Genomic DNA, 18281 nt, shown 5'->3' with positions numbered 1-18281 from the left:
CGCACGCACGTATTAAGAGGGTTGATCTTGATACAGTTTAGGTCTCGCCCAACGCCAAGTCTATTTTCTTTGCTTCGATCGTCGCTTTGACGAAGAGAAGCTCGTGAATACTGTGCTTTCAGAATTCAGATAAAAAAGGAGGAGCACTCTGGACGACAACCCCTGAGGTGTTTCCATGACCCACGGACCGCAAGATCGGGTCGACGAGGTTGGACCTCGGGAGACCCGCCCTGAACCGCCCATCAAAAGCATGCCCCAATCAGATATCGCGCTCAGAGGACTCTACGAGATATCGAAGGTGCTGACCGCCCCCAGCGAGCTGGAGATTACGCTCGCCAATGTCGTGAACGTCCTGCCTTCATTTCTGCAGATGCGTCACGGAGCAATCGTCGTCCTGGACGCTGAAGGAGAGCTGGAGATTGCCGCGACTGCCGGCAATACCCACGTACGTCAATCAGGCACTCGCCGCGTCATACCACAGGCCGTAACAGATCAAATCGTCGCTACGGGGACGCCACTCTTCATACCGGACGTGCGCAAGTCCCAACTATTTCAGGCTGACCTTCAAACGTCTTCGAGCATCGGAACCATCCCAATTGCCTTTATCGGTATCCCGCTAAAGGCTGATCATGATATCCTTGGGACATTGTCGATCGACCGCGCCGGAGACGGCGCCACCGACTTTCGCGACGACGAGGACATTTATTTCCTGACGATGGTCGCCAACCTTGTCGGCCGGACCATCCGCCTCCATCGCGCCCTGAGTACAGATCGTCAGCGGTGTGGCCATGAGCCATCGGGACCGGAGAAATCGCCCAACGAGGGGAGGACCTACGACCCTGCCCGGAATGCGGATGCCAAAATCGACGGGATCATCGGGGAAAGCCCCGCACTCAAGCAGGTGCTCGAAACCGTCTCGGTCGTAGCAGGGACCAATTCCACCGTGCTTCTGCGGGGTGAGAGCGGCACCGGCAAGGAATTCTTTGCGCAGGCCATCCATAAGCTCTCACGTCGGAGGAAGAAGTCTTTCGTCAAATTGAACTGCGCCGCACTGTCTGAAAGTGTTCTGGAGTCAGAACTGTTTGGGCATGAAAAGGGCGCTTTCACGGGTGCTATCTCCCAGCGCGCCGGTCGGTTTGAATTGGCAAATGAGGGAACGCTGCTACTTGATGAAATCGGCGAGATTTCGCCGGCCTTTCAAGCCAAGCTGTTGCGTGTCTTGCAGGAAGGCGAGTTGGAGCGAGTCGGCGGCACCAAAACGCTACAGGTCGACGTGCGCCTCATATGCGCCACCAACAAGGACCTCGAGACGGCCGTCATAAAAGGGGAGTTCAGGGCCGACCTTTATTACCGCATCAATGTCGTGCCAATTATCCTGCCTCCGCTCAGAGAGCGAACCGGCGATATTCCACGCCTTGCGAACGCCTTCCTCAACCGGTTCAACAAGGAGAACGATCGCGCACTAGCCTTCGCGGCGCCGGCGCTTGACCTGATCTCGCAATGTTACTTCCCTGGTAACGTCCGCGAGCTGGAGAACTGCGTCCAAAGGACGGCCACACTTGCGCGCTCAAGGACGATCACTCCATCCGATTTCGCCTGTAAGAAGGGCCAGTGCCTTTCCTGGCTCCTCTGGAAGCGAGCCGACCGCTCGAATGGCGGCAATGCCATCGACGATCTCGCACGGGTCAACGCAGCGCCGGTCGGATTGCGGCTGCCGGCCAGTTGCATCAGTGCCTCCGCAGGCAAGATATCTCCCTTTACGGCAGGCGATCCGAACGATCCCACTTGTCCCCCGCGTTTGGCGGAACGCGACCGGGTGATCGACGCGATGGACAAGGCCGGTTGGGTTCAGGCCAGGGCGGCTCGTATCCTCGGGCTCACGCCGCGGCAAGTCGGCTACGCCCTGCGCCGGCATGGTATCGTGGTGAAGAAATTCTAGACGTCGTGATGACGTCAACCGTAAGCAGCCCGGAGTGGTCTCGTTCACACTTTGCGCGCCCAAGGCTGGTAGCCTCGCGACCCTATTTGCGTGTCCACTGTCGTAAGCCCGACAAAGGTGTGTCGGAGCAATCCGAAGGAATCTGACACGACAAGCCTATTCGTGAACCGAAACAGCTCTTTGAGCTGGCATAGCTCTTGCGCTTTGAACTGCGACATCACGCAGCAACGGAGCCGTTCATGTCTGCACCGGCAATTTCGCTTGAGAGCCTCAGCACGACATTCGGTGACCAGTTGCTTGGCACCATGAAACCCGGTGGCTGCGCGTCATCCTGCGGCTCGTCGACAAAGCCCGACGACACGGATCCGGCTGTCTGGGAGAAGATCAAGGATCACCCCTGCTTTTCAGAAGAGGCGCATCACTATTTCGCGCGCATGCACGTCGCGGTCGCGCCGGGCTGCAACATCCAGTGCAACTACTGCAATCGCAAATATGACTGCGCCAACGAAAGCCGACCTGGGGTGGCCTCTGAAAAGCTGACGCCCGACCAGGCGCTACGCAAGGTGATCGCGGTCGCCAGCGAGGTGCCGCAGCTTTCCGTGCTCGGCATCGCCGGACCAGGCGATGCCTGTTACGACTGGAAGAAGACGAAGGCGACCTTCGCCAGGGTCGCCAGGGAAATCCCAGACATCAAGTTTTGCATCTCCACGAATGGGCTCGCGCTACCGGACCATGTCGATGAGCTTGCCGACATGAATGTCGATCACGTGACGATCACCATCAACATGGTCGACCCTGAGGTCGGTGCAAAGATCTATCCTTGGATCTTTTACGACCATCGCCGCTACGTCGGCATCGAAGCCGCCCGGATGCTGCACGAGCGGCAGATGTTGGGCCTGGAGATGCTGACCGCGCGCGGCATCCTCACCAAAATCAATTCGGTGATGATTCCTGGCGTGAACGATGAGCATCTGATCGAGGTGAATAGATGCGTCAAGGAGCGAGGCGCGTTCCTGCACAACCTCATGCCGCTGATTTCGGACCCGGCGCACGGCACGCACTACGGACTGAGTGGGCAGCGCGGCCCAAACGCAAAGGAGCTGAAGGCTCTTCAGGATCGTCTCGAAGGCGGCGCCCAGTTGATGCGCCACTGCCGGCAGTGCCGGGCAGATGCCGTCGGCATGCTTGGCGAGGATCGTGGCCAGGAATTCAGGGCCGACCGGATTCCCGGCGAGGTCACCTACGATGCCAGCAAGCGTAACGCCTATCGGGAGCTGGTCGCGCAGGAGCGCCGTGATCACGTGGCGGCCAGAAGTGAAGCGATCGGATTGGTCAAGGCAGCGAGGCCCGGCAAATCCGTCCTCTTCGCGGTGGCGACCAAGGGCGGCGGCCGCGTCAACGAACATTTCGGCCATGCGAAGGAATTCCAGGTTTATCAAGCCTCGCCGAGGGGGATCAGCTTTGTCGGGCATCGCAAGGTCGAGCAGTATTGTCTCGGCGGCCGGAGCGCAGAGGCCACCCTCGATGGCGTCATCGCAGCGCTGGAAGGCATAGATATCGTGCTGTGCGCCAGGATTGGAACTTGCCCGCAGGATCAGCTCGCGGAGGCTGGAATCCAAGCGACCGATGCTTTTGCCCATGACTATATCGAGACGGCAATCAGCGCGATTTACACCGCCACGTCAGGGGCCCCCGCACTCGCGGCGACGGCCTGAGCTGTCTCATCCATTCGGACCAGGAGTTAAAATGGCTTTCAAGATCATCGCATCCCAATGCACCCAATGCGGCGCCTGCGAATTCGAATGTCCTTCCGGCGCGATCAAGTTCAAAGGCGAGAGCTACGTGATCGAGTCACAGAAGTGCACCGAATGCGAGGGGGTCTTCGATGCGCAGCAATGTGCCTCGGTATGTCCGGTGCCGAAGACCTGCGTTCCTGCGTGACCACATGGCTGCCGACATGGTTGGGGCTGCCTACGCAGGACGCCTGGAACGCACAACCTGCAGCCGCAAGAGAAATCAGGGAACGGACATGTCGCTCGGACGCGAAGAGGAGATCGAAATCCGCAGGCCGCCACGCTTCATGCCGGGAGAGCGGGTACGTGCCACTCGCCACATAAAGAATGACGGCACCTATCCTGGCAGGGAGATCGGCGAAAATCTCGTGCGCAAGGGCGACGAGGGATATGTGCGCGACATCGGCACCTTTCTCCAGCAGTTCTTCATCTATGCGGTCGAGTGGATCGACCGTGGCACCGTCGTCGGCATGCGAGCGCGTGAACTGATGAGCCTCGAGAAAGCCGAGTCCTGCAGTGCTGAAAGCAATACCAATGAAGGGACGGCCAGATGAAAGTCATGATCCGCAGGACCGATGCTGGCTTGTCGGCCTATGTCCCCAAAAAGGACCTCGAAGAGCCGATCATCAAGCTCGAGAAGGAAGAGTTGTGGGGCGGAACTATCACGCTCCGGAACGGGTGGCGGCTCGTCTTACCCGATCTCCCACGGGATACGCGTCTGCCGATCACTGTCGAGGCAAGGAAGGTTTCCGAAGAGGACTGATGCTGCCGCTAAGTGCGTCGCGAGGAACGAGCATGAATACGATCCTGACATCGGGCCACCTTGTCATAGTGCGGGACAGTTTTGCCGATAAGCTGCTTGACCTGGCGAAGGCAGCGCTCGCCGCCGATGAGGTGATCCCCTATCTCGGTCCGGGTCTTCTTGGGTTCAACTGTGCGGAACCGCCTGTGCCGCATACTCCGGAGGTCGTTGCCGCGGCACTCAATGCACGGGCGCCCGCCCCTTCCAGGATCCGCACCAATATGTGGTCGGTTGCGCAGTTCATCGAACATCGCCGGCATCGCCGGACGCTTCAAGCTTGGATGACCGAGATATTCGCAGCGCCGGTGAGGCCAACCCTCCTCCACGCCTGGCTCGCAAGGCTGCCGCTCTCCCTCATCATCGACAGCTGGTATGACAGCGCGATGCGCACGGCTCTCGTGGAGACCGGCCGAACGGACGTCGTTGAGATACAAGGCGTCACGCGGGCGAACGAAATCGGCAACATTTGGACAAAAACCTACGATTTGTCCGGGAGGGAGCTCGACGCCCGATCGGGGGCAAAGACGGTCCTCTATGCACCTCACGGGAGTAGTAGGCCCTCGCAAAACTTTCTCGTCGCAGATTCCGACTATGTCGAAGTCCTGACCGAAATTGATATCCAGACACCTATTCCTGACGTGGTGAAGGAACGGCGCATCACCCGTGGATTTTTCTTCGTTGGCTGCCGCTTCAACGATCAGATGCTGCGCACCTACGCCAGACAGATCATGAAGCGCTCCCGCGGTCCCTATTGCACCGTAATGGACGCGGAAACCCTGACCAGAAACGAAGCGCGTTTCCTTGCGGCAAGCGGAATCACGGTGATCGACATGCCACTTAGTCAAGCGGCGGCTCGGCTTCTGGGAACGGGCAAGGCTGCAGGTTGTGGACAGGATTAAAATGGCGGTCGCCTTTGATGATGCGTCCTTCGGCTTTCCTCGAAGGCGCAAAATGCAGTCGGGAATACACCCGTGAACAGTGATGCTGTCGGCAGCGCAACGAACGCTCTGAATTCGTTGACCCATGTTGAAGCGGCGCGCTGGGGCCGGGATTTGAGTACGCTGTTGCGCATAACGCGTATGAATTTTCGGCATCCCTGGCAGGTCGCCTTCGCTATGGGCTCGACGATCATGGCGGCAATCCTCCAGTTGCTCATTCCCCAGCTTCTCGGCCGGGCTGTCGACCAGGCCCAGACAGCCATCGGGGGCGGTGTCGCCGGGAGCGCGGCAGGACAAGCGCTCTGGACCCCGGCTCTCCTGCTGCTCGCCGTCAGCGCGCTACGCGGCCTTTTCACGATGGCGCAGAACTATTTTGCCGAAGCCGTCGGGCATCATGTCGCGTACGAACTGCGGCTCGCCTACTACGACAAGATCCAGCGTCTCAGCTTTTCCTTTCACGATCGGGTCCATTCAGGCGATCTGATCACCATCGGAATGCTCGATCTCCAAGGCGTGCGGATGTATTTTTCCACCGCGCTCGTTCGCGTGGTCCTGCTCACCATGCTGATCGGGATCGGCGCCTACATGATGATCTCGATCGATCTCATGCTCGGCCTGGTCGCGCTGAGCTTCGTGCCTTTTGTCGCCTGGCGCTCATCGACCACACAGCTTAGGCTGCGCGCCACCTGGCTCGACCTCTATGAGCGCCTTTCGGTACTAAGCCGCGTGATGAAGGAAAATCTCGCAGGCATCCGCGTGGTCCGCGCTTTTGCGGCTCAATCCTATGAGATGCTGAAGTTCGACCGCGCTTCCAAGATCGCGCTCGGCCTCGCCAACGATCTCGTTGACATCTACGTACCCAGCACGTCGGCGATGACCTTGTCCTTCTTTTTCGCAATGGGATTGGTGCTTTGGATCGGTGGCAACAAGCTCATCGCTGGCGAGATCAGCGTCGGAACGATGGCGACCTTCCTGACCTTCATGACCATCCTGCAAATGCCAGTCCGCCAGATCGGCCTCATGGTCAATGCCTTTGCCCGCGCTTCCAGCTGCGGTTCGCGGCTTTTCGGTCTCCTCGATCAGGAGATCACGATCAGGGATGCTCTCGAGGCCAGACCGCTTGAGATAAGCGACGGCACTCTGCGCTTCCACAATGTCTCATTTGCGTACCCCAATGTCGAAAACCGCGCCATTCTGAAGAACCTCAGCTTTGAGGCCCGGAGAGGCGAGACGATCGCGATCGTCGGTCCGCAGGGTTCCGGCAAATCGACGATGGCTCATCTGATCCCCCGCTTTTACGACGTGACCGGTGGCGCCATCACGTTGGACGGCCAGGACATACGCAATGTCACCCTCGAGAGCCTTCGCAAGGCGGTTGCCGTTGTACAGCAGGATGCGTTCCTGTTCACCACCACGATTGAGAACAACATCGCTTATGGCGACCCCTGGGCGAAGAGACAGCGAATTGAACGCGCTGGCGAATTCGCCCAGCTCCACAACTACATCCTCGGGCTCCCAGCAGGGTATGAGACGGTCGTGGGCGAACGCGGCGTCTCTCTCTCTGGCGGCCAGCGCCAGCGTCTCACGATTGCTCGCACCATGATGCTGCGCCCCTCTGTCGTCGTTTTCGACGACTCGATGGCCGCGATCGATGCCGGCACCGAGCAGCGCATTCGCGCGGCGACGCGGCGCTTCGCCAAGGATCGGGTGACGATCATCATCGCGCACCGGCTGAGTGCGCTTATGCATGCCGATCAGATCCTTTTTGTCGATAACGGCGAAATCGTAGAACGCGGCACGCATGAAGAGCTTCTGGCGAAGCGGGGACGCTACAGGGCCCTTTACGATCTCCAGACGCGCCCAGGTGATAGCATATGACCCAGTATGGGGGCGCCCGCTGATGGACCAGGGCCCCGGCGAACTCGAAGCCGAACGTGACGACGGCAGACGTCCTCCGCGCGCGGTCGTCGGCTCGCACCGGATCGAGGAGGAGATGTTCGGCCGGGCTTTCGACAAGAGCATCCTCCGCCGGATCTGGGGCTTCGTCCATCCCTATCGGGCAAAGGTAGTTGTCACGATTGTCGCGATGTTGATCTTCACCGGGACGCAGCTTCTCATCCCCTTGATCATCCGCTACGCGATCGACCAGGGCATGAACCCGGCAGCGAGCGATCGCTCAGCCCAGCTTGCGGCCGTCGGCGCGTTCCTTTCGGCGATTTTGGTCAATTTCGCCGCCGGTTACATGCAGGAAACCTTGGATGGGAAAATTGCCGAAACTGTCCTGTTCGACATCCGCCGCGCCATGTTTGGCCATCTGCAAAAGGTTTCGCTCTCGTTCATGGACAAGACTGAGGTCGGACGTCTGATGTCGCGCCTGCAAGGCGACGTTAACTCCATACAGGAGTTCCTGGAAACCTCGGTATATTCCCTAGGCGATGTTGCGCTTCTCTTCGGCATCGTTTTCGTAATGCTGTGGCTCGACTTTCGCCTCGGCCTCCTGACGCTGTCGGTTCTGCCGATCCTGGTGATCGTCCGCATTGTCTGGCTGCCGCGTGCCCGCGACGCCTTCATGGCTGCACACGAAACCAATTCAGTCGTCAATGGCGCGCTGGCCGAAGCCATTCACGGCGTGCGGACCATACAGTCGATGGATCGCCAGCAGGTGAATTTCATTCTTTTCGACGACCGGGCCCATGCCAACCTCAGGACCCAACTGATCGCTGCCAGATATGCACTGGTCATGGTGCCTATCGTCGATGGCCTCACGGGCCTCGCCTTGGCCGCCGTTATTGTGGTCGGCGGCTCGATGGTCGTGAATAGCCGTATAGATGTGGGCGTGTTGGTAGCCTACCTGTTTTACATCCAGCGCTTCTTTGACCCGATCCGCTCACTCACCTTGCAATATTCGATCATGCAGCGCGCCATGGCCTCAGGCAAGCGCCTGACCGATGTGCTCGATGTCAAGATCGATGTTCAGGACAAACCCAATGCCGAGGTACTTTCGCCCGAAATGGACGGCTCGGTCGAGTTTAGGGACGTCACATTCGGCTACGATCCGAACCGTTCGGTTCTGAAAAATGTCTCCTTCAGGGTCAATCCCGGCGAGACGGTCGCACTGGTCGGACCGAGCGGTTCTGGCAAATCGAGTGCGATGGCCCTGGTCCACCGCTTCTATGATGTTCAGCAGGGTCAGGTGCTGGTCGGCGGGCATGATGTGCGCGACCTCACCCAGGAATCGCTCGGCCGCCAGGTCGCCATGGTGCTGCAGGAGCCATTCCTGTTCACCGGGACGGTCTTCGAGAACATTCGATACCAGAAGACGGAAGCCACGCGCGACAAGGTGATCGAGGCGGCGAAGGCGGTCGGCGCGCATGACTTCGTCATGAGCCTCGCCGACGGGTATGAGACCCAACTTGGCGAACGCGGCGACAACTTATCTCTCGGCCAGCGCCAACTTATCAGTTTCGCCCGCGCCCTCGTCGCTGACGCCAAGATCCTCGTGCTCGACGAAGCGACCGCCAACATCGACAGCTATACGGAATTGCAGATTCAGAAGGCTCTGATCAAGCTGCTTGAAGGGCGGACTGGCCTCGTCATCGCCCACCGTCTCGCCACGATCCGGGGGGCCGACCGCATCATCGTGCTTCAGAATGGCCAAGTTGTTGCGACTGGCAACCACGATGAGCTAATAGCTATGGGCGGCCTGTATTCCAAACTCTACTATCTCAACTACGCCTCCTTCGACGACATCCCCGAACACGAGACCACCGTCCAAGCTGGCTCCCAGACCTGAGTTTTTGGCGGCCTTGTGGTAGTGGCGTTGACTTTCGGGCGTGTCGGCGGACCACTCAGGCCACCGCAGACGGCCAGCAGGCAGCATTCAAGGACAAGCACTCCTCGCAGAAGACCGGCTGCGAACGATTTCCTTCAGCATCATATCCCGACCGCGGTGCACCCCATCATCGGGCGAGCTCGCTCCCGTTGGTGGCTGGGCGTAGCAAAGCCGCTCGCGAGCGCGCCCTCAACAGCGCCGTAGCGAGTGGCGGCTTTGCTACCGCCGGGCCGCTGATGAAGCTGGAGGCGCCGCACCGACGCCGCCCCGGGCGAGAAGAACCTCTGCGGCGGGCTATGGGCAACGGGTAGCGCGAGCGCGACGAGCAGACGCGTGCCTGCATCGTGACGCGCTCGGCCATCATCTCCTTAGGATCATGCAGGTTCACACGATGGCCCGGACGCCAGCCAACGCACAAAGCTGGTATTCTGTGCCGCCGGCTCGTCGTCAGTTTGGCCTCCCTCCCGATTGCCCGTCCCCATCACGTGCACGCTCGAGCACGTGGATGTGAGGGAGCGCTGTACAACGATTCAACCTCAGACCGCGAATTTCATGGTCAGCCAAATCGAGCCATGATTTCGGATTGAATGGTCGTCGCGGTGTACAGGGAAGCATCTAGCGGCAGATTTCCAAATGCCAGTTGACAAAGCAGGTAGTTGGCACCTGCCACTTCCAACTGACCTAACAGAGCTTTTCGCACAGATTCTGCTGATCCTACCACGCACAATTCACTCTCGACTGCCGCATCGAAGGTCAGCGGCAGGTTTGGTGGAGTGGGGATAGCGTTAAGCTCGTAAAGGAATTGGAAGCTCTTGAGCCAGCGTTCGTAAGCAGGTGCCGCGAGCGAATAGGCATGTGTGTCACAACGCCCAACCACGACCATGCGGAGCAATCCGATAAATTGCTCCTGATCCCCCGCGCCAGCGTTGTCCTCTCGATAGGCGCGGAACGCATCAGTAGTTTTGCGAACAGAAGAGGAAGGTCCTACACACGCGATATTGGTTCCATTCGCAGCCGCCCAAGCTGCGGACTCGGGTCGATTGGCAGCAACCCATGTCGGCGGATGTGGACGCTGATGAGGTCTTAACGTCAAAGGAACGTCATTGAGATCAAAATGGCGGCCTTGATAGCATAGCGTGCCGACCTTCATCGGATTAACAAGTATTTCCATGAGGATTTCGCTGGCTTCGGCATAACGGCCCGGCACCGCGTCCGCACCAATCCCGAAGTAGCCCAATTCGATCGGGAGAGCACCGCGCCCTATGCCCAGTTCGAGCCTGCCACCGCTCAACTGGTCCAGCATACAGATCTCTTCGAACGCACGCAGCGGATGATAAAGCGCAAGCAGCATCACCAAGGGTCCGAGACGCAAGCGCCGGGTGCGCTGGGCGACGCTCGATAAGAACAGATTCGGCGATGGACCTCTCCCATGGGGAGTACAGTGATGTTCTGCGAGATGATAGGCATAGAACCCTAGCTGATCGCACGCCTCTGCTAATATCAGGCGATCTTCGTATTGCCGACCGATGTCGCGGCCATCCTCGTCCAGATGATCGAAGATGCCGAACGCTAGGTTTGAAGGAAAGACGTTTGTCACTCGATAAGTCCCCGATTTTAAAAGGCACGCTGTTCTCTTGCTGGGATGACCAAGCAAGTCGGAAGAGATGTGTGTGATCGCCGATTTGCGTCAGCGTAACGAAGAAGCAGAGCCTGACGCTTCCCTGCCCTTGGAGCTTGGCACCATTAAGCTTCCAGCAATGTCGCCAGCGGCAGCAAGAAATGCATCCATCTGCTCTTTTGTGCCGATGCTGACGCGGATGCAGTGTTCCAAGCCTTTGTCCGGAAAAAACGCGACAAGTATCTTTTGCCTTTCCAATGCTGCTTGCCACCATGAGCCGTCCTGTCCCGCGGGCACACGGGCCAGCAAGAAATTTGCGCGGGAGGGCGTTACGGAAAATCCGAGTTGCGACAGCGCGACTGTCACTCGCTCTCGTTCATCCTTGATGTGCTTGTGGTTCTCTGCGTAGGCGCCGCGATGCGCAAGCACGCTGATACCAACGGCATGCCCGATGACGTTCATGTTGAAGACGTTCTGGATGTTTCGCAGCCTGCCAATAATTTCAGGGTGACCGAAACCGAAACCGACGCGAATGCCGGCGGCGGCATAGCTTTTCGAGAATGACCTCAAGATCAGAACGTTCGGATACCGGTTGATGAGGCGCAGGCCATGATCGGGTGCAAAGTCGACGTAGGCTTCATCAAGGACAACCAAGCGGTCCGATTGTGCTACGAGGCGTTCGATATCGCTTATCGGGAGGAATGTTCCGGTCGGATTGTTTGGATTGGCCAACATAATGAACTTGGCGTCTTTTGCCGGACCGGAAAGCAATTGCTCCATTGGCAGGGAATGAGCTTGACATCCGATTTCGAGAAACTCGGCGCCCTGAATCATGGCAAGTTTGCGGTTGAACGAAAACCCTGGCGACATCATCGCAACCTTATCGCCAGGCGCGAGGAAAGCTCTGTAGATGAGTCCGAGCAGTTCAGACGACCCGTTGCCTGCGATGACCTGATCCCTGGAAACGCCATAGGTGCTGGACGCCGCTTCCCTCAAGCTGATGTTATCGTCATCCGGATATAGATACTGGCACTTGAGAGCCGCCACTGCACTTTGCATTATGATTGGCGGCAACGGAAACGGGTTTTCATTCGTATTCAGCTTGACAAAATTTCCGTCCGGCGCCGGTCCGTTGGACGGCAGAGCATCTAACTGTCGCGTCACTGGCGGAAGAGCCGAAAGCACAGTTTGCAGTTTTGCATCGGACATATTTTAACTCCGTTTCATTCACCAGGGGCATCCGTATGAGCTCGCAACGAGAGCAACATGGCGGACAGGATTGACGATGGAAGCGTTGCCTCTCACACGATGGTCGCAACGCAGACACGGGAATTCGGCCAGGCTGTCCTCGATGAATCGAGTGGAAGCGGACGCGGACCTGCATCGCTGCCGCAAGGCGCTAAGCAGCTCAGCTCATCTGCTCGGTTTCAGATACGCTTGATCTCGACGCCGTATTTCCTCAGCACGTAGCCAATCTGGCGCGGGGTCAGTCCAAGGAGGCGCGCTGCCTTTGCCTGCACCCAGCCACATCTTTCCATGGCAGCAATGACGCGCTCTATGTCGGGGGTCCTCGCACCAATTGGGTGTGTTGCGCCGGCACGCGCGACTGTGGTCGCGGCCGAAGAGGCTGCCGCATCCGGCGGCGTGGCCGGATTCACTGACTCCGGCAGGATCGGCGCTGGTTGCAGCGCGGCCTTGCCCGATCTGCACTTCCACAGCGCCTCGGCAAAGCATTGGCCTTGGGAGCAGGAAAAGTCGTTTCTCCCGATTGATAGTCCCTCGGCCAGGATCGCTGTCCGGTGCACGCAATTTTCAAGCTCGCGAATGTTGCCGGGAAACTCACATTTCATCAGCACTTCAATCGCACACGGATCGAAGGTAAGCGTACAGCCGTTCTCGTCGTTGAACTTCTTGAGAAACTCAGCTGCGAGCAGCGGAATATCGCTGCGCCTCTGGCGCAATGCTGGTACCAGCAAGGGAACCACGTTGATGCGGTAGTATAGGTCGGCGCGGAACTCATTCCTTGCAACCGCCTCTTCCAGGTTCCTGTTCGTGGCGGCAATCACGCGAACATCGACCTTAATGGTCTGATTGCTGCCGACGCGCTCAAACTCCTGCTCCTGCAGCACGCGCAGTAGCTTTGCCTGGAACGAGGCCGAGATCTCGCCAATCTCATCCAGAAACAACGTCCCCTTGTCAGCGAGCTCAAAGCGCCCCTTGCGGGAGTTGAATGCGCTTGTGAAGGCACCCTTCTCATGACCGAACAATTCGGATTCCAGGACTGTCTCTGGGAGCGCTGCACAATTGAGTTTAACGAAGGGCCGCTTGGCGCGCGGCGATAACTCGTGAATTGCCTTGGCAGCCAGCTCCTTCCCGGTACCGGACTCGCCTCGCAACAGAACCGTGGTTTTTGCCTTGGCTACGATCGCGATCTTCTCCAGCAGCGCGCTTATCGCCGGACTGTCACCAATCATCCCCTCGACATGAACTTTTTTGCGCCGGGGTGCAGGGTGCTTAACATCTGAAAATTTCGTCTGCAGCCGATCTTCCAACTCCGGCGGTCGCTCGCGGTCCCCCGCGCAGAAGCGGTGCAACTTGACTGTCTGTCCCACCATGTTGGCAATCATGGTGAGCAGTCGGACATCGTAATCGAGCCGATAGCTCGACCTGCTTTCCAAAGCCCTGTCCACAGTCAGCGCGCCTACGGCGTTCCCATCAACACGAATGGGAACGCCGATGAAGGACACGGTGTCGGAGGCCCCAAGCACCTCGATGTCAGCGGCAGTGAAGGCCGGATGCATCGCTATGTCCTCGGCGATGAGCGGCGTGTCCGTCGTCACAATCTGATCGATGGCGTTGCGCGGCACGCGCGACCGGGAGGGCTCATTGCTGTTCGTGTCGCAGTCGCTGGCCACGGTGATGTCCAGTCCGGCCTCGGCATCGCAGAGAGTGATGATGCCGTGCCGCATCTGCACTAATGAGTGCAGGAGATCAACGACCTTGGCCAACGTGAGTTCGAGCCGGGCGGGACCGGTGAGTATGTTCGATATTTCGAAGATTCCGGTGAGGGCGCGCTCGTGCAATACCCCATTCGCAGGATTCGTCTCGGACGTTGGACAACCCCTTATCGCATCCGGCAGCGATATGCCGCACTCGCTGGCATTTTGTTCTGATTTGCGAATGTTGTGGTGCATGTGATCCTCGATCTCGCGCCATCAAACGTAGGCCGGCGGCATGTGCGCCCGCGACGTCGCGAGCAAGCGCGAAAATACTCCGACGTGAACTCGTGCCGCCGCCGTTTGGTCGAGTGCAGAGCGGATCGAACCCTGATGCATCGCTTGGCTCTCCCCTCCACGAAGCTTGGCCATGGTCTCGGCTTGCACCAAGGCAACCACACGTTGTTTTCAACAGACTGGAGCGAGGCGGGATAGTCAATCGAGCTTTCTTTCATTCGTGAAAGGAAACCTCGCGGCATATGATAGAATTCATCAATTCTGTTTTTGCCGTTGAACGATGGAAATACTTGCGCCGGCGATGCGGTGCCCGAGCGGCTGACCGCGCCGAGTGTAAAAGCCGGGCCGTGCCATTCACCAGCGCCCGCGAAGGAGGGGCGGAAGTGATAATAACCGCCAACGGCACTGGTCGTTTGCGGCAACCGCCATTTTGCTCGAGTTGACCATGCGGCGGCGGTTTCGCGTGTGAAGGCGCGAAGCTGGCGTCGAGTACGGCTTGGTAGGCGGTGCTCGCAATTTCCAGATCGCATCGTCGTGGTCAGCGCCAACGGCGTCAATCTCTACGTCTCGACGTGGCTTTCATGCAGCGGGAGCGCTGCAAAGAGCACAGCCATTCTCGGCTCTGATGCCACCGATGAACCGCGAGCCAGAGGGATCGACCGGCAGCACTCTGTCAGTGAACATCAACGGGTCGTGCTGGACCCTCGTCGTTCCCGCCTTGTGCCAGCGCATTCATTCCATCATGGGTGCCACGGCTAGTCAGGGAAAGCGAAGCTCTCGGCCTCCTCTAGACCAACGGATTTCGTCATGTGGCGCAGGCGTTCCGGCGAGAGGAACTCGCCTGTCACAGCGCTTCCGAACAGGGGTAAGTTAGCCTGTCATCTGGACGGGCTTATGAACAGGCGACCTATTTGGTACGCGCTGGCGCCAGCGATGCGGCCCGGTCCAAAGCCGGCTAAAACGAGGAACCCACCACGCTCTGTGCAGCAAACCGCTAGCCAGAGGGATCGACCGGCAGCACTCTGCCAGAGACATCAAGGGCGTGCCGGACCGCGGCCTATCCCGCTGGTCTGACACCGCATCATTCCTCCATCATTGGCGAGCCCACCTCAGTTCAGGTCATGCGGATTCATCTGGCATGGGTATTGCGGCGGCGTTGGTGCAGCGTTCGACCGGAGCGCCGCGATAGGGAGAAGCCCGGGAGAAGTCACGCCACCTCGATCCGGTCAGGGAGAGAGAACCAGTGTCAGCTGCACAAGTCCGCGGCGCGAGTCCCGCGCCCCGCAAACCCTTCTACACCAAGCTCTACGCCCAGGTGCTTGCCGCCATCGCGCTCGGCGTCGCAATTGGCTATTTTTATCCGGAGACCGGCGAGAGCCTGAAGCCGCTGGGTGATGCCTTCATCAAGCTGGTCAAGATGATCATCGCGCCTGTCATCTTCCTGACAATTGCCACCGGCATTGCCGGCATGAACGATCTTCATAAGGTCGGCCGGGTCGCCGGTAAAGCGATGGTCTATTTCCTCACCTTCTCGACACTCGCGCTGATCGTCGGCCTCATCGTCGCCAATGTCGTCCAGCCTGGCGCCGGCCTCAACATTGATCCGGCCTCGCTCGATGTCCAGGCCGTGAATACCTATGCCGCAAAAGCTAGCGAGCAGTCGGTCACCGGCTTCCTGATGAACATCATCCCGCCAACGATCGTCGGTGCCTTCGCGGAAGGCGACATCCTGCAGGTGCTGTTCTTCTCGGTTCTGTTCGGCATGGCGCTTGCGATGGCCGGCGAGCCGGGCAAGCCTGTCGTTTGCTTCCTTCAGGCGCTCATCGCGCCTGTCTTCAAGCTCGTTGGAATTCTGATGAAGGCCGCGCCGATCGGCGCTTTTGGCGCAATGGCCTTCACCATCGGCAGATATGGCATCGGTTCGGTGGTCAACCTCGCGATGCTGGTCGCGACGTTCTATTTCACCGCCTTCCTCTTCGTGTTCGGGGTTCTCGGCGCGGTCTGTCGCTACAACGGCTTCTCGATCTGTTCTCTCATTCGCTACATCAAGGAAGAGCTGCTGCTTGTCCTCGCAACGTCCTCCTCGGAGGCGGCGCTCCCTTCGCTGATGCAGAAAATGGAGAAGGCAGGCGCCAGGCGTTCGGTTGTGGGTCTCGTCATCCCGGCCGGATACTCATTCAATCTGGACGGCACGAATATCTACATGACGCTGGCGGCCCTCTTCATCGCGCAGGCGACGAACACGGATCTGTCCATCGGCGATCAGGTGCTGCTGCTGCTCGTAGCAATGCTTTCCTCCAAGGGCGCTGCAGGTGTCACAGGCGCGGGCTTCATCACCCTGGCGGCTACGCTCGCCGTAGTTCCGAGTGTTCCCGTTGCTGGGATGGCACTGATACTCGGCATCGACCGCTTCATGTCCGAATGCCGGGCGCTGACGAATTGCGTCGGCAACGCAGTGGCATCCCTCGTCGTCGCCCGCTGGGAAGGAGAATTGGACCGAGCACAGATGAAAGCCGCCTTCTGCGGTCATCAGCTTGCCGAGGCATCAAACCGGCTACCCTCCTCCAAGTAAGGTGGGCGGCCCACGACCTGTTAAGTCGCCTAGCTGGTCACATGAACTGAACGACCGACCCGCAGCCTCTAAACGGCTCCTCACGGACCATGTAGCCGAAGCGCTAAATGTGTGAGTGCAAACCGTCACCGCCCTTTAAGCGAATGAGCCTTTCAGTATACCCGGCCGGTTTACGTCTGGAATGATGTTCGTCCAACACGCTGTTGGCCATTCGTATGGGACGTTTTCACTTTGCCACCCGAAACCGAAACGCGTTAGGCGACAGAGAGCCGGCCCGCGTCAAAAACCGATCAGAATAGGGACCTATGACCAAGCGCCCCACAATTGCCGATCTCGCCCGCGAAGCCCGAGTCAGCGTAGCAACGATCGATCGGGTTCTGAACGCCCGCCATCCGGTGCGCGAGGAGACCGCGCGGCGGGTCCACGACGCCGCCCACGCGATCGGCTATCATGCTGCCGGGCTAATCAAGCAGCGCTTGCGGCGAGACCTACCGCACTACCGTCTGGGCTTCATCTTGAGAAAACCGGCCCAGCATTTCTACCAAGATTTTGCGCGCGAGGTCGAAGCATCGGTCAATTTGGCCCAGTCCTTCCACGGCATTCCGCTCGTCGAATTCGCCCCGTCACATATGCCGAGCGACCTGATCGCACGGCTCAAGGATTTGGGCGCACGCTGCCATGCGATCGCGATGGTGGCACCGGACCACCCGAAAATTACAGCAGCGGTTGAGGACCTCAAGGCCAAAGGCATTCCGGTTTTCTCGCTGCTTTCCGACTTCGCCGCCGGCGTACGACAGGGGTATATCGGCCTTAACAACCGCAAGGTGGGGCGCACGGCCGCTTGGATGGTGTCGAAGGTCGCAAAACGGCCCGGCAAAGTGGCGGTTTTTGTCGGCAGCCATCGTTTCCAGGGGCACGAGCTCCGTGACGTCGGCTTTCGCTCCTATTGCCGTGAGAACGCGCCCACGTTCGAGGTGCTGGATCCTGTCATGAACCTCGAGAAACGGCAGATCACCTACGAGGCAACGCTTGATCTCATGCAGCGAGAGCCCGAGCTCGTCGGCTTCTATGTCGCCGGCGGCGGCATGGAGGGCGCCATCTCCGCGCTCCGAGAAGAGGGCAAAAGTCGCGATCTCGTCGCGATCGTGAATGAAATCACGCCGGAGTCTCGGGCGGCGCTCGCAGATAATATCGTCACGATGGCGGTCGCCACGCCAATGCGCCGACTTTGCCGGGAGCTGATAACGCTGATGACGCGGGCTATCGAGACCGGCACCGCTGAAACACCCGGACAGACATTTCTCCCGTTCGACATCCATCTGCCGGAAAATATATGAAACTCATGGGCTCTATCGTGAGCGGGGAGTTTCCTTTCATAAACGAGAGAAAGTTGAATGATGATCCAATCCCGCGGGGTGGCCGCACCCACGGACCTCAGCCGGGCAGAATGTAGCGCCGATTAGATGAACGGATCGGCCACGCGTTCAGGCAGAAGCGCGGGGTCAATTGCCTGGGTCCGCAGCGTCAAGCTCGACCTGCCCGACTTTCTCGGTG

General features: G+C 59.0%; 13 protein-coding genes. 10 read left to right on the top strand and 3 right to left on the bottom strand.

From position 1 onward, the window contains the following. Positions 1-175: 175 nt before the first annotated feature. From nifA (NKH95_RS17770) to NKH95_RS17735, 8 genes are all read left to right on the top strand, one after another. Positions 176-1939: a nif-specific transcriptional activator NifA gene (gene nifA / locus NKH95_RS17770; protein ID WP_502895252.1), complete on the top strand. Its 1764-nt coding sequence runs from the start codon at positions 176-178 to the stop codon at positions 1937-1939. Between the two features lie 239 nt (positions 1940-2178). After that, complete coding sequence (gene nifB / locus NKH95_RS17765) at positions 2179-3654, top strand: nitrogenase cofactor biosynthesis protein NifB (protein ID WP_352892193.1); 1476 nt, start codon at positions 2179-2181, stop codon at positions 3652-3654. A 31-nt stretch (positions 3655-3685) separates the two neighbouring features. Continuing rightward, on the top strand, positions 3686-3880 hold the full coding sequence (locus NKH95_RS17760) for a 4Fe-4S dicluster domain-containing protein (RefSeq protein ID WP_023672218.1): 195 nt from the start codon (positions 3686-3688) through the stop codon (positions 3878-3880). 88 nt (positions 3881-3968) lie between these two features. Beyond that, positions 3969-4286, top strand: a complete 318-nt coding sequence (locus NKH95_RS17755) for a nitrogen fixation protein NifZ (protein ID WP_352554113.1) — start codon at positions 3969-3971, stop codon at positions 4284-4286. After that, entirely contained in the window at positions 4283-4495 is a 213-nt protein-coding gene (gene nifT / locus NKH95_RS17750; protein WP_023813715.1) for a putative nitrogen fixation protein NifT, read from the top strand. The genes NKH95_RS17755 and nifT overlap by 4 nt, the downstream gene beginning before the upstream one ends. Before the next feature lie 32 nt (positions 4496-4527). Further along, positions 4528-5433, top strand: coding sequence for an SIR2 family NAD-dependent protein deacylase (locus NKH95_RS17745; RefSeq protein ID WP_352892191.1), 906 nt, complete (start codon positions 4528-4530; stop codon positions 5431-5433). A gap of 72 nt (positions 5434-5505) precedes the next feature. Continuing rightward, complete coding sequence (locus NKH95_RS17740; protein WP_352892189.1) at positions 5506-7350, top strand: ABC transporter ATP-binding protein; 1845 nt, start codon at positions 5506-5508, stop codon at positions 7348-7350. Between the two features lie 22 nt (positions 7351-7372). Further along, complete coding sequence (locus NKH95_RS17735; RefSeq protein ID WP_023736290.1) at positions 7373-9265, top strand: ABC transporter ATP-binding protein; 1893 nt, start codon at positions 7373-7375, stop codon at positions 9263-9265. 595 nt (positions 9266-9860) lie between these two features. Here the strand turns inward: NKH95_RS17735 and NKH95_RS17730 are convergent. The 3 genes from NKH95_RS17730 to nifA (NKH95_RS17720) all read right to left on the bottom strand — a co-directional run bounded on the left by NKH95_RS17730 (position 9861) and on the right by nifA (NKH95_RS17720) (position 14116). Further along, positions 9861-10901, bottom strand: a complete 1041-nt coding sequence (locus NKH95_RS17730) for an LLM class flavin-dependent oxidoreductase (protein ID WP_023766908.1) — start codon at positions 10899-10901, stop codon at positions 9861-9863. 90 nt (positions 10902-10991) lie between these two features. Then, positions 10992-12131: a histidinol-phosphate transaminase gene (gene hisC, locus NKH95_RS17725; RefSeq protein WP_031257920.1), complete on the bottom strand. Its 1140-nt coding sequence runs from the start codon at positions 12129-12131 to the stop codon at positions 10992-10994. A 218-nt stretch (positions 12132-12349) separates the two neighbouring features. After that, entirely contained in the window at positions 12350-14116 is a 1767-nt protein-coding gene (gene nifA / locus NKH95_RS17720; RefSeq protein WP_352892187.1) for a nif-specific transcriptional activator NifA, read from the bottom strand. A gap of 1282 nt (positions 14117-15398) precedes the next feature. On the opposite strand from nifA (NKH95_RS17720), the gene NKH95_RS17715 reads away from it, so the two are divergent. Beyond that, positions 15399-16727: a dicarboxylate/amino acid:cation symporter gene (locus NKH95_RS17715; RefSeq protein WP_032923201.1), complete on the top strand. Its 1329-nt coding sequence runs from the start codon at positions 15399-15401 to the stop codon at positions 16725-16727. A 305-nt stretch (positions 16728-17032) separates the two neighbouring features. Next, a complete protein-coding gene (locus NKH95_RS17710) occupies positions 17033-18064 on the top strand; it encodes a LacI family DNA-binding transcriptional regulator (RefSeq protein WP_023736284.1) in 1032 nt (343 codons plus the stop codon). The last annotated feature ends 217 nt before the right edge of the window (positions 18065-18281 follow it).

This window comes from Mesorhizobium sp. M0848 (assembly GCF_040319805.1).
Lineage (GTDB): Bacteria > Pseudomonadota > Alphaproteobacteria > Rhizobiales > Rhizobiaceae > Mesorhizobium.
Note: the sequence above shows the minus strand (reverse complement) of the source record. Positions and strands in the feature narration are given on the sequence as shown.

Coding starts and splice junctions, on each gene's coding strand:
- NKH95_RS17710 (WP_023736284.1), top strand. CDS start 17,033: ATGACCAAGCGCCCCACAATTGCCGATCTCGCCCGCGAAGCCCGAGTC.
- nifA (WP_502895252.1), top strand. CDS start 176: ATGACCCACGGACCGCAAGATCGGGTCGACGAGGTTGGACCTCGGGAG.
- NKH95_RS17745 (WP_352892191.1), top strand. CDS start 4,528: ATGAATACGATCCTGACATCGGGCCACCTTGTCATAGTGCGGGACAGT.
- NKH95_RS17760 (WP_023672218.1), top strand. CDS start 3,686: ATGGCTTTCAAGATCATCGCATCCCAATGCACCCAATGCGGCGCCTGC.
- NKH95_RS17735 (WP_023736290.1), top strand. CDS start 7,373: ATGGACCAGGGCCCCGGCGAACTCGAAGCCGAACGTGACGACGGCAGA.
- hisC (WP_031257920.1), bottom strand. CDS start 12,131: ATGTCCGATGCAAAACTGCAAACTGTGCTTTCGGCTCTTCCGCCAGTG.
- nifA (WP_352892187.1), bottom strand. CDS start 14,116: ATGCACCACAACATTCGCAAATCAGAACAAAATGCCAGCGAGTGCGGC.
- nifB (WP_352892193.1), top strand. CDS start 2,179: ATGTCTGCACCGGCAATTTCGCTTGAGAGCCTCAGCACGACATTCGGT.
- nifT (WP_023813715.1), top strand. CDS start 4,283: ATGAAAGTCATGATCCGCAGGACCGATGCTGGCTTGTCGGCCTATGTC.
- NKH95_RS17755 (WP_352554113.1), top strand. CDS start 3,969: ATGTCGCTCGGACGCGAAGAGGAGATCGAAATCCGCAGGCCGCCACGC.